Consider the following 17,128-nt stretch of genomic DNA (forward strand, 5'->3'; position numbering starts at 1 on the left):
GAAACCGGTCAGGCAGTTGAACACGGTGGTCTTGCCCGCGCCGTTCGGCCCGATCAAGGCAACCACCTGTTTTTCCTTGACGGTCAGGGCCACGCCATTGACCGCCAGCAAGCCGCCGAAGCGCATGCTCAGGTTTTCGACTTTAAGAATCTCGCGGCTCATTTTCGCAACTCCATGTGTGGGCGTTGCATCGGCAGCAGACCTTGTGGACGCCAGATCATCATCAACACCATCAGGGCACCGAACATCAACATGCGGTACTCGCTGAACTCACGCATCATTTCCGGCAACAGGATCATCACCACGGCCGCGAGAATCACGCCCAGTTGTGAGCCCATGCCACCCAGCACGACGATGGCGAGGATGATCGCCGACTCGATGAAGGTGAACGATTCCGGGGTTACCAGACCCTGACGGGCGGCGAAGAAGCTGCCGGCGAAACCGGCGAAGCTCGCACCGAGGGTGAAGGCCGACAGCTTGATCACGGTTGGATTCAGACCCAGTGCACGGCAAGCGATTTCATCTTCACGCAGCGCTTCCCACGCACGGCCGATTGGCATGCGCAGCAGACGGTTGATGATGAACAGCGCCGCCAGCGCCAGCAACAACGCAACCAGGTAGAGGAAAATCACCTTGTTGATCGAGTTGTATTCGAGGCCGAAGTACTCGTGGAACGTCTGCAGACCTTCCGCCGCCTTACGTTCAAAGGTCAGGCCGAAGAACGTCGGTTTCTCGATATTGCTGATGCCGTTCGGGCCACCCGTGATATCGGTCAGGTTACGCAGGAACAGACGGATGATCTCGCCGAAACCGAGGGTCACGATCGCCAGATAGTCACCGCGCAGACGCAACACCGGGAAGCCCAGCAGGAAGCCGAACGTCGCCGCCATCAGGCCGGCAATCGGCAGGCAGATCCAGAAGCTCAGGCCGTAGTAGTGCGACAGCAGCGCGTAGCTGTAGGCGCCGACGGCGTAGAAGCCGACGTAACCGAGGTCGAGCAGACCGGCCAGTCCCACGACGATGTTCAGACCGAGGCCGAGCATCACGTAGATCAGGATCAGCGTGGCGATGTCCACCGCGCCACGCGAACCGAAGAACGGCCACACCAGCGCACCGATGATCAGCGCAATGATGAAGTAGCGTTGGGTGGTCGGCAGGGTCAGGAAGTTACTCGCCTTGGCCGGGATCAGCGGCAAGCCTGGCGAGGATTTCCACGCCTTGCTGATCTGCTGGTTGAACAGCACCCGCAGGAACATCAGCACCGAGCAGATGGCGATGGTCGCCAGAATCATCGGGCTGGTGTTATGCACTTCGAGGTTGATGCCGACGATGGTCAGTTTCAGACCGAGTACCGGGTAGGCCACGGCCCACACCAGCAAGGCACTGAACAGTGCCTGTTTAAGATTCCTAGTCATACTTTCTCAACCTCCGGACGGCCCAGAATGCCGGTCGGACGGAACAACAGCACCAGAACCAACAAGCCGAAAGCCACGACGTCCTTGTACTGGTCGCCGAAGATATCGGCACCAAAGGCTTCCGCCACCCCAAGCACCAACCCGCCGAGCATGGCGCCGGGGATGCTGCCGATGCCGCCGAGTACTGCCGCGGTAAAGGCTTTGAGGCCGACGAGGAAGCCGGCGTTCGGGTTGATCACACCGTATTGCATGCTCAGCAGCACAGCCGCGATGGCCGCCAGCGCAGCACCAATGACGAAGGTCAGGGCGATGATGTTGTTGGTGTTGATGCCCAGCAGGTTGGCCATCTTGATGTCTTCGGCGCAGGCGCGGCAGGCGCGACCCAGGCGAGAACGGGAGATGAACAGCGTCAGGCCGAGCATGGCGACCAGGGTCACCACGAACACCACGATTTGCATGTAGGAAATCAGCACTTCATGTGCGCCACCTGGCCCGATGGAGAAGTTGCCGGGGATCAGGTTGGGGATGGATTTGTCCTTGGAGTCTTGCGCCAGCAGCACCGTGTTCTGCAGGAAGATCGACATACCGATGGCCGAGATCAGCGGGATCAGACGGTTGCTGCCGCGCAGGGGGCGGTAGGCGATCCGTTCGATGCTGTAACCGTAGGAACTTGTCACGACGATGCTCGCGATGAAAGCTGCGGTCATCAACAGCGGGACGTTGTCGATTCCCATCATGGCCAGCCCGGCGATGGCGATGAACGCCACGTAGGAGCCGATCATGTACACCTCGCCGTGGGCGAAGTTGATCATTCCAATGATGCCGTAAACCATCGTATAGCCGATGGCAATCAGGGCATACGTGCTGCCAATGGTCAGACCATTAACCAGCTGCTGGAAGAAGTGATAGAGGTCAGGCATTACAACGCTCCTAAAAACCTGATACGCATTTCACTGGTGGAGTCATTTTCCCGCCCGGCCCCGTGGATCTGTATCCACTTCGAATCCGGGTTTTGCCAGCGAACCGCTGATGACGGTTTTGAGATTTTCAGGTGGGGAGACTGGCGGATCACGCCAGCGCGGCCCATACATTCGTAAAACAAAGCCCACGGCACGCCGTGGGCTTTATTGGCAGTCAGTCAGGGCGCGCCTTACTGAGGCGAAGCTTCAGTTTTCGGTTTGCCGAAGTGCCACTCGTAAACCACAAACTTGAAGTCCTTCAGGTCGCCCTTGGCGTCGAAGCTCAGGTCGCCGGTCGGGGTCTTGAAGGTGCCGGCGTGAATGGCTTCGGCCACTTTGGCAGGGTCTTCGGATTTGGCTGCGGTGATACCGCCGGCAATCACTTCAACCGCCGAGTAGGAAGGGAACACGAACGGGCCGCTCGGGTCTTCTTTCTTCGCCTTGAATGCATCTGCCAGGGCGACGTTGGCCGGATCCTGGTCGAAGGATTTCGGCAGGGTTACCAGCAGACCTTCGGAAGCGTCTTTGGCGATCTGCGAAATGGAGTCGTTACCCACGCCTTCCGGACCCATGAACTTGGCTTTCAGGCCTTTTTCCTGGGATTGACGCAGGATCAGACCCAGCTCCGGGTGGTAGCCGCCGTAGTAAACGAAGTCGACGTTGGCTTGCTTGAGTTTGGCGATGATCGAGGAGAAGTCCTTGTCGCCGGCATTGACGCCTTCGAACACGGCGACTTTCACGCCTTTCTTCTCGAGGGTAGCTTTAACGGCGGTGGCGATGCCTTCACCGTATTGCTGTTTGTCGTGCAGGACGGCAACGATTTTCGGTTTCACGTGATCGGCAATGTAGTTACCGGCGGCAGGGCCCTGGGCGCTGTCCAGACCGATAGTACGGAAGACCATTTTGTAACCACGGGCGGTGATGTCCGGGCTGGTGGCAGCCGGGGTGATCATGATCACGCCTTCGTCTTCGTAGATGTCCGAAGCCGGTTGAGTGGAGCTGGAGCACAGGTGACCGACCACGAACTTGACGCCGTCGTTGACGACCTTGTTCGCGACCGCTACGGCTTGTTTCGGATCGCAGGCGTCATCGTATTCAACGGCTTCGAGTTTCTTGCCGTCGACGCCGCCCTTGGCGTTGATCTGCTCGATGGCCATTTTCGCGCCACTGAACTGCATGTCGCCGTATTGGGCTACTGGACCGGTCTTTGGACCGGCGATACCGATTTTGATGGTGTCAGCTGCGAACGAATGGCTGGCAACCCCGGCCAGAACCATAGCGGCAAACAGTTTGGAAATCTGCTTAGTAGCCTTAGTCATAGTGCTCCACTCTTACTGTTGTATTTTTTTAGAGTCCTGGCGCCGTAGCAGCAGAACCGGGTCAGATATCTTTGCGATACCCTCCGGAAATGCCCCCGGCAACTGTACCGGTACAGTGTAGAGCGCCGGTTGTTAGCCTGGGAAGCGGGCGCCGAGGGGCAAAACTTGAGGGTGTCGCATTTTTGAATGAAAAAGACAGAATTGCGGCGGGGCGATCGTGGGCATATAGCTCAATCAGCAGCATTCCCTGGCGTTCCTGCTCTTTTCGTTCGGTGCAGCCCTTTGCAACCGGGTTTTTCTGGCGGACCACCGACGTTATCATTCGCGCCGATTTCTTTTCCGGACAGTTCCCATGAATCAAGAACCTAGCACCCTCTATGCCAAGCTGCTTGGTGAAACCGCATCTATTACCTGGAAAGAGCTGGAGCCGTTCTTTGCCAAGGGTGCCCTATTGTGGGTCGACCCTGACCTGGATTTGATCGCTGCCGCCGAGGCCGTGGCCTCGGACGACGGCGAGAAAGTGGCTGCCTGGCTGGCCGAAGACAAGGTCGGCAAGCTGTCTGAAACGCGGGCGCTGGATATTTTCGAGCGCGATCCCGAGATGTGGGCGGTGGTGGTTCGGCCTTGGATTCTGGTCCAGGAAAGGGCGCGCAGTTGAATGTGTGCACCTCGGTGGTGCGCGTTGCCGCCGGGGAAAAGTGTGTAGTGGAGTAGCGTGATGGCAGGTTGCCGTAGAGAAATGCCACAAGCGGGGGTGGCATCACGGTGACGTAAACGTAACGGGAACAGTTTAGTAAGCAGCCTAACGGCTGCTTAATTGTTTCTGGATGTTGGGAGGCGTGAGTTTTTGCGCTGTTGTCATGGCCTCATCGCTGGCAAGCCAGCTCCCACAGGGTCCGAGTGAACACAACTATTGTGAACACCACAAATCCTGTGGGAGCTGGCTTGCCAGCGATTGAGGCGACTCGGTTCTGGGTCAGACCGAGTAAGTCTTCCCCGTATGGTTATTGAGGGAAATAACCTTGGTCTTGCCGATCCGGTGACGGTAGATCTCACGCAGGTACTTGATCGACTTCTTCACGCAATCCCGTGACAGGCGAATGTCATTGATCGAGACAAACTTGTCCTTGTCGTTGATCAGCTCGCGGTACTTCTTCTCGTACATCGGTTTGATCGCGTACCAGTTGGTGTCGAGGATCTTCGCCGGGTTTTCGAACTCGTTGAGCAGATCGTCGATGCGGTCTTCGTCGAAATCCTCGTGGATGATGAAGTCGAGGATCGAGTTGTCGAGGGTCTCGTCGAAGCGGTACGGGTTCTTCGCGAAGCAACGCTTGATGAACGCCACGATCAACGTCAGGAAGTCGTCCGACAGGCACGGGCTCTTGGCGATCAGAGTGGTCAGCGACAGGTTGGCCGAGGCGCCGATCACCAGCGCGTAACGCTTGAGCGTGGTGTTGGGGAACAGGCTGTTGAGGTGGGTCTTCAACCGGTTCAGGTCCATGTACGACAGTTTGTAGTCTTTGGGCAGCGAGACAATCGAGACCACCGACGAGCAGTTCTTGAAGAAGTGCAGGTCGTGCAGGGCGGCGGCGTCGTAGCCGGAATTCTTGTACTGCTCCAGCGACGCACGATAGCGCTTGGACTCGATCGGCAGCAGGCTGATGCCCTCGATCGCCTGGGTGACCTTGTTGAAATGCGGCAGGTCGATCGAGCGGAAGAACAGGTCGTCGATGTTCAGGCGCTGCGGCTCTTTGTCGAACACCTTGAACTTGTCGCTGCTCGGCGGCGGGGTTTCCGGCACTACCGATTCGGCGTAGGCGATCGCCACCGGGCCGGCCAGGCTCATGAACAGGTCGTTGGCGTCGAGGCGAATGGTTTCGCCGATGTCGATGCCGGCACGACGGAAGTAGTTCTGGTCGTAGTCGGTGGTCACCGCCTGCGCCGTCAGAATGTTGAAGATCTGCTGCGAGATGTACTGATTGGCGTGCTTCTCCATCGCATTGACATCAATGTTCTGGATGTTGCCGTCATCGCTTTCTTCGGCGTAACGCATGATGTCGTTGGAGATCAGCATCATCGCGTTCCATGGACGGATACGGCCCATGACGCTGGCTTCGCTGCTGTCTTCGTTGGCGAAGTTGTAGGAGAAATCCCATTCTTCCGACAGGTATTTGCACAGCAGGCGTCCGGCGTTGATGTGCAGCGCCTCGGACATTTCACTGCGGTGGTCGGAAATGTTCGGCAGCACGCAGATGCCACTGGTAAAGATCGGCTCGAACACAAACGAATGGCCGCTCTTGCCGTCGTGCTCGTCCATCGGCTTGGTGTCGAACGTCTTGTTCATGTACGAGTGCTGCTGCGCCAGGCCGAACTCCGAAGCCATGCCCGAACCGGTACCGCCGCCGGCGCTGAAAATCGAGAAATACAGGCGCGACTGGTTGGCCTTGATGCCGCAGCTGTCGATCAGGTACGAGTGGATCATTTTCCAGTCGGGGCTGGAGAAACGCTGGGTGTCCTTGTTGAGGATGATCTTCGCCAGGTACTGGCCGAGGATCGGCGCGTTACCGGCGCCACCGGCGTGGACTTCGGACAAGTCCATGATTTTCATTTTGCTGTAGTCGCGCAGGAAGCCGCTTTTCTCGCCCTTGCGCGAAAAACGGATGCGCCCGGCGATGTCCTTGTCGAGGTCGCCGAGCATCACCAACGGTTCTACCAGGAACACCGGTTTGGTGGATTTGTTCGGGCCGATCCGCAGGTTCTGCTTGATCCACTGGGCCGGGCTGTAGCCCTTGTCGGCCAGACGCCGATCCGCCGCGCGGTCTTCGTTGTTGAATTCGTTGAGGTAGAACTTGCGCGCGTTGTACACCAGCTCCGCGACGTCGAGGGCAATGTTCGAGCCGCAGCGACCGAGGCCGATCAGGCACACCGAAGGGAATTCCTGGTCGTTGTGCTGTTCGTTGTCGCCTTCCAGGTGCGGTGGGCGCGGGAACACCAGGTCGCGCAAGCCGTCGAGGTTGTCGAGGATGCGGTCGGTGTTGGTTTCGGTGAAGTACAGGTATTGCTGGGTCGACAGCGGGCGCGACGGGACCGCTGGCTTTGACGATGACGGGCTGTTGGCAGCGGGGCTCAACGTCAGATCGGAGACCGCAGTGGCAGGATTGTTTTTAGAAGTCATTGGGCGCCATATACCTGGACTGGTTTGGCCCGCTGACCGATGTCAGCGGGCCTCACGGAATAAGATCTCGCGTCTTTTGTGCGCGAATTGAGCCCGAGCGTCAGGCTTCTGGCCTGACTGTCGCTGGGGGGAATCCTTTCCTGATCGTTGATGAATCGGCCATTATTCGGCGATCTTTAATCGAAAAGAGGCAAAGTGATGTCAACGCTACCTTCGTTGGGGTTCGCCGGAATCGGTCTGATGGGGCTGCCCATGTGCCGGCGTCTGTTGGCGGCGGGTTACCCGCTGACCGTGTGGAATCGCAACCCGGACAAGTGCGCACCACTGGTTGAAGCCGGTGCGCGACAGGTAGCGAGCCCCGCTGAACTGTGCGAACACGCCGACGTGGTGATGCTGTGTCTGGCGGACACGGCGGTGGTTCGCGCAGTGGTGTTTGGCCCGGAGGGTGTCGCCGAAGGCGCGAAAAAAGGCCAGTTGCTGGTGGACTTTTCCAGCCTTGAACCGACCGCCACGCGCGAGATGGCGGCGGAGCTGATGGAGAAAACCGGCATGAGCTGGCTGGACTCACCGGTGTCCGGCGGCGTGGTCGGTGCCGAGGCGGGCAGCCTGGCGATCATGGTCGGTGGCGCTGCGGCCGATCTTCAGCGCGTACGCCCGGTGTTGCTCAACCTCGGTCAGCGCGTTACGCACATGGGCGGCATCGGTGCCGGGCAGGTGACCAAGGCCTGCAACCAGATGATTGTCGCCTGCAACGCGCTGGTGATTGCCGAAGTGGTGGCGCTCGCCGAACACGCGGGCGTCGATGCGAGCCTGATCGCTGAAGCGCTGGCCGGCGGTTTTGCCGATTCGAAACCGCTGCAGATCCTCGCCCCGCAAATGGCGGAAAGCCGTTTCGAACCGATCAAATGGCACGTGCGCACGCTGCTCAAGGATCTCGATACCGCCGTCAAATTCTCCCGCGAACAGGGTTCGGCGACGCCAATCAGCGGATTGGCCGCACAACTGATGCGCCTGCATGGGGCGCAAGGTTATTTGGCGCAGGATCCAGCGACACTGGTGCAAATGTACCGCGCGCCAGAATCAGCGGATTGACCGCGTGGGGCGGCGTGCGTTGATTGATTTCCTCGAGCACCGGACGTAATTCGTCCAGCGGCACCGGGCGGCTGAGCAGGTAACCCTGAATGAAATCGCAGCCCGAGCGTTCAAGGAATTCGTACTGCTCCAGGCTTTCCACACCCTCGGTCACCACCTGCAAATGCAGGGTATGCGCCATGACAATGATCGCCTGGACGATCTCCATGTCGGCGGTCGCCGTGGGAATGTCGAGGATGAACGAGCGGTCGATCTTCAGCGTGTTGAGCGGCAGGCGCTTGAGGTAGGCCAGCGAGGAGTAGCCGGTGCCGAAGTCGTCAATCGACAGTGAGACGCCAAGCGCGCGGATCTGCCGCAGCAATACCAGGGTGTTGGCAATGTTGCCCATCAGGGCGTTTTCGGTGACTTCCAGTTCCAGCCGTTCCGGCGCCACCCCGGCGCTGCGTAATGCGCTTTCGATTTCGTTGGCCAGTTCCTCCCGGGTGAGGTTGAGTGGTGAGCAGTTCCAGGCAATTTTCAGTTCTTCGCAGCCATGCCGCGACAATTCACCCAGGTCCTTGCAGGCCCGGCGCAGCACCCAATTATCCAGCTCGGCAATCAGGCCGTTATTTTCAGCGATGGAGATAAAGCGATCCGGGGTCAGCAAACCGTGCAGCGGATGCTGCCAGCGGATCAGCGCTTCGAGCTTGGTGACACGGCCAGTCTTGAGTTCGAAGATCGGTTGGTAATACAGCGTCAGGCCGTTTTCTTCGCGCAAGGCGTGGCGCAGTTCTTCTTCCAGTTGCAGCTCGAAGCTGGCGCGGGTCTTGAGGTTGGAGCTGAAAAAATGCAGGCCGTTGCGGCCGGCGCCCTTGGATTGATACAACGCCAGATCGGCGTGTTTGAGCAGTTCCTCGCAGGTGGTGCCATCCTCCGGAAACAGGCTGATGCCAATGCTGGTGGTCATCACCATGCGGCGTCCAGCCAGTTCGATCGGCTCTTTCATCTTGAGCATGATGCGCTGGGCCATATTGCGGGCTTCTTCGCGATCACGAAGGCCGATCAGGATGCAGAACTCGTCGCCGCCAAAACGCGCGACCACGTCTTCATGGCTGCGCACCGAGCCTTTGATGTGCTGGGCGATAACCTTGAGCAGTTCGTCACCGGCGTCATGGCCGAGGCTGTCGTTGATCCGTTTGAAGTGGTCGATGTCGAGAAACATCACCGCGAGCATGCCGCCCTCAGTGGTCTTCTGGCAGAGCTTTTCGGCAAAGATTTGGTTGAAACCGCGACGGTTGATCAGGTTGGTCAGGGCATCGTAGTTGGCCGCTTGCTGCAGCGACATGCGCGCCTGATCGAGCTGGCTGAGCAGGGCGTTGACCCGGCGCAGGTCCTCTTCCTTGTTCTGCAGTTTCTTGTCGGCCAGCGCCGCACTGATCGCACTGCCAAGGATCAGCAAGGTAATCAGCGCGACGGTGAGGCCCAGCTGCAGATGGTTGGTTTGGGCTGTCGGTATCGGCTGGCCGCTTTCGGGCAAGACCAGATTCAGCGCCGCCATGGCGGTGAAATGCATGCTGAAAATGCCGGCGCCGAGGAGCAGTGCCGCGCTGTATCTGAGCATCTGATGGAACAGGCCACTGCCTTCACGCAAGTAACCGGCGACCCACAATGCGGCGAAACTGGCGCCGATGGCGATGGCGATCGACAACACGAACAGCGTCGGTTGGTAGTAGGCGGTGGCGTTGGATTTCATCGCCGCCATGCCGACGTAATGCATGCCGGCAATGCCCAGACCGATGACGATGGCGGTTTTCAGATACCGCACCAGACTGGTCTGCGCTTCGCTCAACGTGTACATGGCCAGCCACGAAGCGAGCAGGGCGATCAGCAGGGAAAACAGGGTAATCGGCAGGTCGTAATGGATTTCGATCGGTGCCTGAAACGCCAGCATGCCGATGAAGTGCATGGCCCAGATGCCGCCGGCCAGGCACGTCGCGCCGATCCAGCGCCAAAGGCGTTGCGAGCGTGGATCTTCGGCATGGACGACGCGCTCGGCCATGTCGAGGGTGGCAAAACTCGCGGCGCTGGCGACCAGATAGGCCACCAGCACCAGCAGGGGATTATGTGTGCAATCGAGGATGACCTGCCCGCTCTCCGGCAGCTCGGTAACAAACTGCAAACCAAGCCACTCCATAGCATGCCCCGTCTCTGAAGTCGTCCCGAGTAAGCGTTGAACGCAGCTGAATGTCAGGAGTATAGAGGCCGATTTCGGGGTGCAAGCGGTAGTGGCACATTGGCGCTAATGATTTTGGCATTAGCGTCATAGCGATTAGCGCTAAAAGCTTAAGCGATCTGTTCGAAAGGGATTTGCGCCCAGTCGGGTTGCAGGGGCGGCAAGCCGAAACGCGCGCGGGCCTTATCGCAATCGACATTCTGCTCGCCATTTTCCCATGACGACTCGAATTCCCGGCAGGGGCTGGAGCGCAGTTCATAAATCGAGCACTTCACCTCGCTGCCGACTTCACCGACCAACGCCGTGCAGCGCGGCGATTTGCAGTCGGTGCCGTTCATCGCCACCCGACTGGGGCTGATCTGTGTGACCAGCTCATCAGGCACCGTGCCACCTGAAGATGAGCACTCACCCCAAAAGAAAGACACGCGAAAATGGGAACAGCAGGCACCGCAATTCAGACACGGACTGACTTCAGACATGGGCGAGGGTATCAAAGGGATTGATCGGGAGATCCGGACGGATCCGGCGGCCATTCTAGGCTTTGCCACAAACTTGGGAAGGGGGGCGCGAAAGTATTTTTTTGTGCCAGGATTTTGCCGCAAAAGCCCCGGTTTTCGGGGGATTGCAGGCTTATCAAGGGCTTACGTTTCGTTACAGTGCCATGGCCCGATATCAGGCAGACGAATGATCACAGACAGGCCAGTCCGCGCTGACTAGATTGCAGGTTCCGGGCTCGGATGCGGTGGCAGTGAAGCCCTATAACAATAAAGAGACGGACCCATGCAGAACTCGACCCAAGCGGCGAATGCCTGGCGCATTCTGTTCCTGCTGTTCCTGGCCAACCTGTTCAATTTCTTCGACCGCACCATTCCGGCGATCATCATCGAACCGATCCGCATGGAATGGCACCTCAGTGACTTTCAACTGGGCATTGTCGGTACCGCATTCACCATTGTTTACGCGATTGCCGGGCTGCCGCTGGGGCGCATGGCCGACACCGGTTCGCGCAGCAAACTGATGGGCTGGGGCCTGGCGACCTGGAGCGCGCTGACCGCGGTCAACGGTCTGGTCGGCAGTTTCTGGAGTTTTCTGATCGTGCGCATGGGCATCGGCATTGGCGAGGCCAGTTATGCGCCGGCGGCCAACTCGCTGATCGGCGACCTGTTTCCGGCCCATCGTCGGGCGCGGGCGATGGGCATTTTCATGCTCGGTCTGCCGCTCGGATTGCTCTTGGCGTTCTTCACCATCGGCGCAATGGTCAAGGCGTTCGACAGTTGGCGCGCGCCGTTCTTTATTGCCGCCGTACCGGGGCTGATCCTGGCGATTTTCATGTTCTTCATTAAAGAGCCGAAGCGCGGTGCGGCGGAAACCGTGCAAGTCTCGCAGGAGAAAGTCGACAAGCCGATCCGCCGGATTCTGGCGGTGCCGACTTTTCTCTGGCTGGTCATGGCCGGGTTGTGCTTCAACTTCGCGACGTACGCCTGCAACTCGTTTCTGGTGCCGATGCTGCAGCGCTATTTCCTCATGCCGTTGCAGGAAGCGGCGGTGGCCACCGGGATGATCGTTGGCGTCACCGGGTTAGTGGGGTTGACGCTGGGCGGCTGGATTGCCGACAAGATTCACCAGCGCGTGGCCAACGGGCGGCTGCTGTTTGCGGCGTTCAGCCTGATCATCTCGACCCTGTGCACGGCGTGGGCGCTGCATGCCGGGCGGATCGAGATTGGTGTGTTTGTCGCGGTGTTCAGTGTCGGTTGGCTGTTTGCCTACAACTTCTACACCTGCGTTTACACGGCGATTCAGGATGTGGTCGAGCCACGTTTGCGGGCGACGGCGATGGCGTTGTTCTTTGCCGGGTTGTATCTGCTCGGCGGTGGTCTGGGGCCGGTGGTGGTCGGCGGTTTGTCGGATCATTTTGCGCATACCGCGATGTTGTCGGCGGGGGCGGAGCAGATGACCGAAGCGTTCAAGGCAGTCGGCCTGCATGATGCGATGTACCTGATTCCGGTGGCGCTGTTCTTGACCATGGTGTTTCTGTTTCTGGCGGCGCGGTGCTTTGTGCGGGATGCGAAGCGGATGAAGGAGGGTTTGGTGGCGGTGGTGGAGCCAGAGGTTGCAGCAGCGACTGCCTGACCGCTATCGCTGGCAAGCCAGCTCCCACAGGTTTTGTGGTGTTTACAAATTATGTGAACGACCCGATCACTGTGGGAGCTGGCTTGCCAGCGATGAAGCCATCAGCATCACCGGATAAATAACAGGCAAACAAAAAGGCCCGCATCGCTGCGGGCCTTCTTGTTTTCAGCTAGGAGGAGGGGGTTAACCCGCCACCAACACCCGGATCGCTTCCAGGCGCAACGCCGCTTTATCGAGCATCGCCAGACCCTGTTCACGCTGCTTGCGCAACGCATCCAGTTCGCTGTCGCGCACGGACGGGTTGACCGCTTGCAACGCGGTCAGGCGCGCCAGTTCTTCATCGGTGTCGGCCGCCAGGCGGCGGCGGGCCTCGGCCACGCGCTCGGCGTGACGCGGGGCGATCTTGTCTTCACCGGCGTTGATCCGTGGCGTCAGCTGATCGCGCTGGGCCTGGATGAACTTGTTGGCGCTGGCGCGTGGCACGCTTTCCAGCTGATCGTTCAGGGTTTCGAACGAGACCCGTGGCGACAAGTCGTTGCCGTTGGCGTCGAGCAGGCAGCGCAGGGCCGCTGGTGGCAGATAGCGGCCCAGTTGCAGCGAACGCGGGGCAACCACTTCGCTGACGTAGAGCAGTTCCAGCAATACGGTGCCCGGTTTCAGCGCCTTGTTCTTGATCAGTGCGACGGCGGTGTTGCCCATCGAGCCGGACAGCACCAGGTCCATGCCGCCCTGCACCATCGGGTGTTCCCAGGTGATGAACTGCATGTCTTCACGCGACAGCGCCTGGTTGCGGTCGTAGGTGATGGTCACGCCTTCGTCGTCGCCCAGCGGGAAACTGGCGTCGAGCATCTTTTCGCTCGGCTTGAGGATCAGGGCGTTTTCCGAATGGTCTTCGCTGTCGATGCCAAAGGCGTCGAACAGGGTTTCCATGTAGATCGGCAGGGCGAACTGATCGTCTTGCTCGAGGATCGCTTCGACCAGCGCATCACCTTCGCCAGCGCCACCGGAATTCAGCTCCAGCAGGCGGTCGCGACCGGTGTGCAATTCTTCTTCCAGACGCTCGCGCTCGCTGCGTGCTTCGTCGATCAGCGCTTGCCACTCGCCGTCGTCGGCTTCTTCGAGCAGCGGCAGCAGGCGCGGGCCGAACTGATGCTGCAAGGCGTTGCCGGTCGGGCAGGTGTTGAGGAACGCGTTCAGCGCCTCGTTGTACCACTGGAACAGGCGCTCTTGCGGGCTGGTTTCCAGGTACGGCACGTGCAGTTCGATGATGTGCTTCTGGCCGATCCGGTCGAGACGACCGATCCGCTGCTCAAGCAGGTCCGGGTGCGACGGCAGATCGAACAGCACCAGGTGGTGCGCGAACTGGAAGTTGCGGCCTTCACTGCCGATTTCCGAACAGATCAGCACTTGCGCGCCAAACTCTTCGTCGGCGAAGTAGGCGGCGGCGCGGTCACGCTCGAGGATGTTCATGCCTTCATGGAACACCGTGGCCGGGATGCCGGAGCGCACGCGCAGGGCGTCTTCCAGGTCCATCGCGGTTTCGGCGTGGGCGCAGATCACCAGCACTTTGGTGCGCTTGAGCATTTTCAGCTGATCAATCAGCCATTCGACGCGCGGGTCGAATTTCCACCAGCGTTCTTCTTCGCTGGCGTCCGGCTGGGCCTGGAAGCTGACTTCCGGGTACAGCTCGGCGTGATCGCCCAGCGGCAGTTCGAGGTATTCATCCGGGCATGGCAGCGGGTACGGGTGCAGTTTGCGCTCCGGGAACCCTTGCACGGCGGCGCGGGTGTTACGGAACAGCACGCGGCCGGTGCCGTGGCGGTCGAGCAATTCGCGCACGAGGCGGGCGCTGGCTTCGGTGTCGCCATCGTTGACGGCGGTCAGCAGGGCTTCACCCTCGTTGCCGAGGAAACCATGAATGGTCTTGTGCGCTTCTGGCGACAGGCGGCCCTTGTCGAGCAGTTCCTGGACGGCTTCGGCCACTGGGCGATAGTTGTCGCTCTCGGCGCGGAACGCGGCCAGGTCATGGAAACGGTTCGGGTCGAGCAGACGCAGGCGAGCGAAGTGGCTGTCCTGACCGAGCTGTTCCGGGGTAGCGGTCAACAGCAGCACGCCCGGTATGGTTTCTGCCAGTTGCTCGACCAGGGTGTATTCCGGGCTGGCCTTGTCTTCGTGCCAGACCAGGTGGTGGGCTTCGTCGACCACCAGCAGGTCCCAGCCGGCGGCGAACAGCGCGTCCTGGGCTTTCTCGTCTTCGACCAGCCACTCCAGCGCCACCAGCGCCAGTTGCGTGTCTTCGAACGGGTTGGAGGCATCGCTTTCGATGAAGCGCTCTTCGTCGAACAGCGCGACCTGCAGGTTGAAGCGGCGGCGCATTTCCACCAGCCATTGGTGCTGGAGGTTTTCCGGCACCAGGATCAGTACACGGTTGGCGCGGCCCGAGAGCAGTTGGCGATGGATCACCAGACCGGCTTCGATGGTTTTACCCAGGCCCACTTCGTCCGCCAGCAGAACGCGCGGGGCGATACGGTCGGCGACTTCACGGGCAATGTGCAACTGGTGCGCGATTGGCTGAGCACGAACGCCACCCAGGCCCCAGAGCGAGGATTGCAACTGGCGGCTGGTGTGTTCGAGGGTGTTGTAACGCAGGGAGAACCACGCCAACGGGTCGATCTGCCCGGCGAACAGACGGTCGCTGGCCAGACGGAACTGAATGAAGTTCGACAGCTGGGTTTCCGGCAGGGTAACTGCTTCGTTTTGCCCGTTGAGACCGTGATAGACCATCAGCCCGTCGACGTCGTCGACTTGCTGTACGGTCATCTTCCAGCCTTCGAAGTGGGTGATGCTGTCACCCGGCGAGAACCGCACGCGGGTCAGGGGCGCATTCCGTAGCGCGTACTGGCGGGTTTCGCCAGTGGCCGGGTAAAGCACGGTCAACAAGCGGCCGTCCTGTGCCAGAACGGTGCCTAAACCAAGCTCTGCTTCGCTGTCACTGATCCAGCGTTGCCCCGGTTGATACTGCTGCGCCATGCTGCCTGACTCCCACCTTGAAAAAGCGGGCTATCTTAACGGAATGCGGGCTTAAGGGCCAAAGATTACTGGGTAGGCGCTGTGGCGGACGGCGATTTTTTAATCGTTGGGAACACTTGAGTTTTGTGGTGTCCGATTAACAGATCGCAGCCTTCGGCAGCTCCTGCAGGTGCCAAGCGCGTCACAGATTTACGACGAGTGGCTCAAGGCGCCTTTGCCACAGCCGATAGCCTGCTGACAGGAGACCCTTTATATGTTGCCACCGATGCTCCCCCTGAGCGCCGTGCCGATCACTTCCCAGCAGGATCCGATCCGCCAGCGACCGGACATTCCGCCAGTGGTACCGGTGCAGGAAAGCTCCAACGAAAGCACGATTGATCTGCAAAAACGCGATCCGGAAGAGGATGGCTTGCTGTTGCGCGAAGAACAGCGCCGTCAGCAGGAGCGTGATCGCCGTCGTCGCGAGGCCGACGAAGATCCGGAAGAACACCTTGCGGTGCCAGGCACCGAACTCAATGCCGACAACACCGTACCGGTGGTGCCGCTGATGGAAGACCAGCCGCGTCAGGGTTTGTGGGTCGATATCGAGATCTGAATCCGTCCATTTACATGAAATGTCTTAGAGCGGTGGCTGGTCAGCGCTGGCGTCAGGCGGCATGATTGGCGCAGTCCTGCCGGCGATGCGGCAGTTGTGATTTCTTCAAGCGATGCGCCGAACGCCATGAGCCAAGACGATAAACTGATTGACCTCAGCACCGAGCGCGCCAAGCGCGTGCATGACCTCAACGAGAAACGCCTGAATGAAGTGCGCAAGGCCTTCGAGCAGGCCATGCCGTTGGGAAAAACCCAGAAAAAGCCAAAAAAGAAACCGAAAAAGCGTTGATCTCCCTCCGCATCCTTTGATGCAGGTCAGTTATTTTCCCGCCTTTGCCCTCTGTGTTGACCGCACTTGATCCTGGTCAATTTCTGCGCCTGCGTGATTGGTTAACTTAGCTCCATCGCAGCAAAGCAGGGGCCGGGAGGCCACAGTCATGTTTTTCGATAACGTGGTGTTTGCCGGGGTTCTGACCGTTGGGCTCATGGTTCTGTTTTTTGCAGGGTTTGGATTTTTTATCTGGAAGGATGCGAATAAGCGCAAGAAGTAGGTCTTTCTGGGTTTGATGAGCACGCAAGGCATTTTGGGCAACTTCGGTTGCCCTTTTTTTTGGCCTCTTGGCGGACTCTTGGCGGCCTTTGGGCCGACCAGGCTCCTGGGGTTCTGGGTGAATATCCGTTTTTGCGGGTGTTGCTGATTACGGTTCCGCCCTTACGGCGGGTCACCTTTTTCAAACGCCAAAAAGGTAACCGAAACGGCCCTCGCAGGCTCGGGTTCCTTCGCTACGGGATCAATCCGGGCGCAGCGGCTCCGGTTTGCTTCGCTGTACCTCCTTCCGCTGTGTACGACTGCGTCGTACGGTCGCTGCGCTCCCACGCCCGGATCAATCCCTCCACTCAGCCTTCCGATGTCGCCTTACAGGTCAAGATCAAAAGCAGGCGAGCTGACACTCGGCCTATTGAGTGGTGAAAAGCGGGTGTTCGGCTTTGGGTTTGTGGTGCTCTTGCCCCTCATCGGAACGCCGTCCGCCCAGCCCTCTCCCGAGGGAGAGGGAGCCGATGGTGGGCCTGTGAAAATTTGCGTTCAACTCGGACTTTCACGTCGGCGTAACTCTACTAAACACCTCGGTCAGTCCCCTCTCCCTCCGGGAGTGTATGTACCGGAGACATGGTGGACACATGTTCGGAGACATGGTGGACGG

General features: G+C 59.5%; 14 protein-coding genes. 6 read left to right on the top strand and 8 right to left on the bottom strand.

What is annotated here, in order from left to right; all coding sequences use genetic code 11:
* From DBR24_RS31730 to DBR24_RS08295, 4 genes are all read right to left on the bottom strand, one after another.
* Positions 1 to 162: ATP-binding cassette domain-containing protein (locus tag DBR24_RS31730; protein ID WP_256591340.1), on the bottom strand; the 162-nt coding region annotated here is incomplete at its 3' end.
* Positions 159 to 1,415, bottom strand: a complete 1,257-nt coding sequence (locus DBR24_RS08285; RefSeq protein WP_123465298.1) for a high-affinity branched-chain amino acid ABC transporter permease LivM — start codon at positions 1,413 to 1,415, stop codon at positions 159 to 161. The genes DBR24_RS08285 and DBR24_RS31730, both read right to left, overlap by 4 nt.
* Positions 1,412 to 2,335: a high-affinity branched-chain amino acid ABC transporter permease LivH gene (gene livH / locus DBR24_RS08290; RefSeq protein ID WP_123465300.1), complete on the bottom strand. Its 924-nt coding sequence runs from the start codon at positions 2,333 to 2,335 to the stop codon at positions 1,412 to 1,414. Before livH ends, DBR24_RS08285 begins: the two co-directional genes overlap by 4 nt.
* 230 nt (positions 2,336 to 2,565) lie before the next feature.
* On the bottom strand, positions 2,566 to 3,693 hold the full coding sequence (locus DBR24_RS08295) for a branched-chain amino acid ABC transporter substrate-binding protein (RefSeq protein WP_128614474.1): 1,128 nt from the start codon (positions 3,691 to 3,693) through the stop codon (positions 2,566 to 2,568).
* A 352-nt stretch (positions 3,694 to 4,045) separates the two neighbouring features.
* On the opposite strand from DBR24_RS08295, the gene DBR24_RS08300 reads away from it, so the two are divergent.
* Positions 4,046 to 4,351, top strand: coding sequence for a DUF2288 domain-containing protein (locus DBR24_RS08300; protein ID WP_123465304.1), 306 nt, complete (start codon positions 4,046 to 4,048; stop codon positions 4,349 to 4,351).
* Between the two features lie 318 nt (positions 4,352 to 4,669).
* On the opposite strand, the gene DBR24_RS08305 is transcribed toward DBR24_RS08300, so the two are convergent.
* The gene (locus DBR24_RS08305) at positions 4,670 to 6,868 is read right to left on the bottom strand and encodes a hypothetical protein (protein ID WP_123465306.1); all 2,199 of its coding nucleotides are present in this window, start codon (positions 6,866 to 6,868) and stop codon (positions 4,670 to 4,672) included.
* A gap of 198 nt (positions 6,869 to 7,066) precedes the next feature.
* On the opposite strand from DBR24_RS08305, the gene DBR24_RS08310 reads away from it, so the two are divergent.
* Positions 7,067 to 7,960 carry an NAD(P)-dependent oxidoreductase gene (locus tag DBR24_RS08310; protein WP_128614475.1) on the top strand — a complete coding sequence of 298 codons (894 nt, stop codon included), beginning with the start codon at positions 7,067 to 7,069 and terminating at the stop codon, positions 7,958 to 7,960.
* Here the strand turns inward: DBR24_RS08310 and DBR24_RS08315 are convergent.
* Positions 7,851 to 10,133: a bifunctional diguanylate cyclase/phosphodiesterase gene (locus DBR24_RS08315; protein ID WP_128614476.1), complete on the bottom strand. Its 2,283-nt coding sequence runs from the start codon at positions 10,131 to 10,133 to the stop codon at positions 7,851 to 7,853. The genes DBR24_RS08310 and DBR24_RS08315 overlap by 110 nt on opposite strands.
* 149 nt (positions 10,134 to 10,282) lie before the next feature.
* Positions 10,283 to 10,651: a YkgJ family cysteine cluster protein gene (locus tag DBR24_RS08320; RefSeq protein WP_007918504.1), complete on the bottom strand. Its 369-nt coding sequence runs from the start codon at positions 10,649 to 10,651 to the stop codon at positions 10,283 to 10,285.
* Positions 10,652 to 10,952: 301 nt separating this feature from the next.
* On the opposite strand from DBR24_RS08320, the gene DBR24_RS08325 reads away from it, so the two are divergent.
* Positions 10,953 to 12,302, top strand: a complete 1,350-nt coding sequence (locus DBR24_RS08325; protein ID WP_123465312.1) for an MFS transporter — start codon at positions 10,953 to 10,955, stop codon at positions 12,300 to 12,302.
* 183 nt (positions 12,303 to 12,485) lie between these two features.
* On the opposite strand, the gene rapA is transcribed toward DBR24_RS08325, so the two are convergent.
* Positions 12,486 to 15,332, bottom strand: a complete 2,847-nt coding sequence (rapA, locus tag DBR24_RS08330; RefSeq protein WP_123465313.1) for an RNA polymerase-associated protein RapA — start codon at positions 15,330 to 15,332, stop codon at positions 12,486 to 12,488.
* A 253-nt stretch (positions 15,333 to 15,585) separates the two neighbouring features.
* On the opposite strand from rapA, the gene DBR24_RS08335 reads away from it, so the two are divergent.
* The 3 genes from DBR24_RS08335 (at position 15,586) to ccoM (ending at position 16,477) form a co-directional block, all read left to right on the top strand.
* A complete protein-coding gene (locus DBR24_RS08335; RefSeq protein ID WP_085581675.1) occupies positions 15,586 to 15,927 on the top strand; it encodes an aspartate-semialdehyde dehydrogenase in 342 nt (113 codons plus the stop codon).
* 126 nt (positions 15,928 to 16,053) lie between these two features.
* On the top strand, positions 16,054 to 16,215 hold the full coding sequence (locus DBR24_RS31015; protein ID WP_164747860.1) for a hypothetical protein: 162 nt from the start codon (positions 16,054 to 16,056) through the stop codon (positions 16,213 to 16,215).
* A gap of 148 nt (positions 16,216 to 16,363) precedes the next feature.
* Positions 16,364 to 16,477 carry a cytochrome c oxidase subunit CcoM gene (gene ccoM, locus DBR24_RS34670; protein ID WP_003222396.1) on the top strand — a complete coding sequence of 38 codons (114 nt, stop codon included), beginning with the start codon at positions 16,364 to 16,366 and terminating at the stop codon, positions 16,475 to 16,477.
* Positions 16,478 to 17,128: the final 651 nt, after the last annotated feature.

Source organism: Pseudomonas sp. HMWF006, assembly GCF_003061205.1.
In the GTDB taxonomy this organism is placed as follows: domain Bacteria; phylum Pseudomonadota; class Gammaproteobacteria; order Pseudomonadales; family Pseudomonadaceae; genus Aquipseudomonas; species Aquipseudomonas monsensis.

Bases quoted from the DNA above. Each gene is read 5' to 3' on its own strand.
- DBR24_RS08285 (WP_123465298.1), bottom strand. From the start codon at position 1,415: ATGACTAGGAATCTTAAACAGGCACTGTTCAGTGCCTTGCTGGTGTGG.
- livH (WP_123465300.1), bottom strand. From the start codon at position 2,335: ATGCCTGACCTCTATCACTTCTTCCAGCAGCTGGTTAATGGTCTGACC.
- DBR24_RS08295 (WP_128614474.1), bottom strand. From the start codon at position 3,693: ATGACTAAGGCTACTAAGCAGATTTCCAAACTGTTTGCCGCTATGGTT.
- DBR24_RS08300 (WP_123465304.1), top strand. From the start codon at position 4,046: ATGAATCAAGAACCTAGCACCCTCTATGCCAAGCTGCTTGGTGAAACC.
- DBR24_RS08305 (WP_123465306.1), bottom strand. From the start codon at position 6,868: ATGACTTCTAAAAACAATCCTGCCACTGCGGTCTCCGATCTGACGTTG.
- DBR24_RS08310 (WP_128614475.1), top strand. From the start codon at position 7,067: ATGTCAACGCTACCTTCGTTGGGGTTCGCCGGAATCGGTCTGATGGGG.
- DBR24_RS08315 (WP_128614476.1), bottom strand. From the start codon at position 10,133: ATGGAGTGGCTTGGTTTGCAGTTTGTTACCGAGCTGCCGGAGAGCGGG.
- DBR24_RS08320 (WP_007918504.1), bottom strand. From the start codon at position 10,651: ATGTCTGAAGTCAGTCCGTGTCTGAATTGCGGTGCCTGCTGTTCCCAT.
- DBR24_RS08325 (WP_123465312.1), top strand. From the start codon at position 10,953: ATGCAGAACTCGACCCAAGCGGCGAATGCCTGGCGCATTCTGTTCCTG.
- rapA (WP_123465313.1), bottom strand. From the start codon at position 15,332: ATGGCGCAGCAGTATCAACCGGGGCAACGCTGGATCAGTGACAGCGAA.
- DBR24_RS08335 (WP_085581675.1), top strand. From the start codon at position 15,586: ATGTTGCCACCGATGCTCCCCCTGAGCGCCGTGCCGATCACTTCCCAG.
- DBR24_RS31015 (WP_164747860.1), top strand. From the start codon at position 16,054: ATGAGCCAAGACGATAAACTGATTGACCTCAGCACCGAGCGCGCCAAG.
- ccoM (WP_003222396.1), top strand. From the start codon at position 16,364: ATGTTTTTCGATAACGTGGTGTTTGCCGGGGTTCTGACCGTTGGGCTC.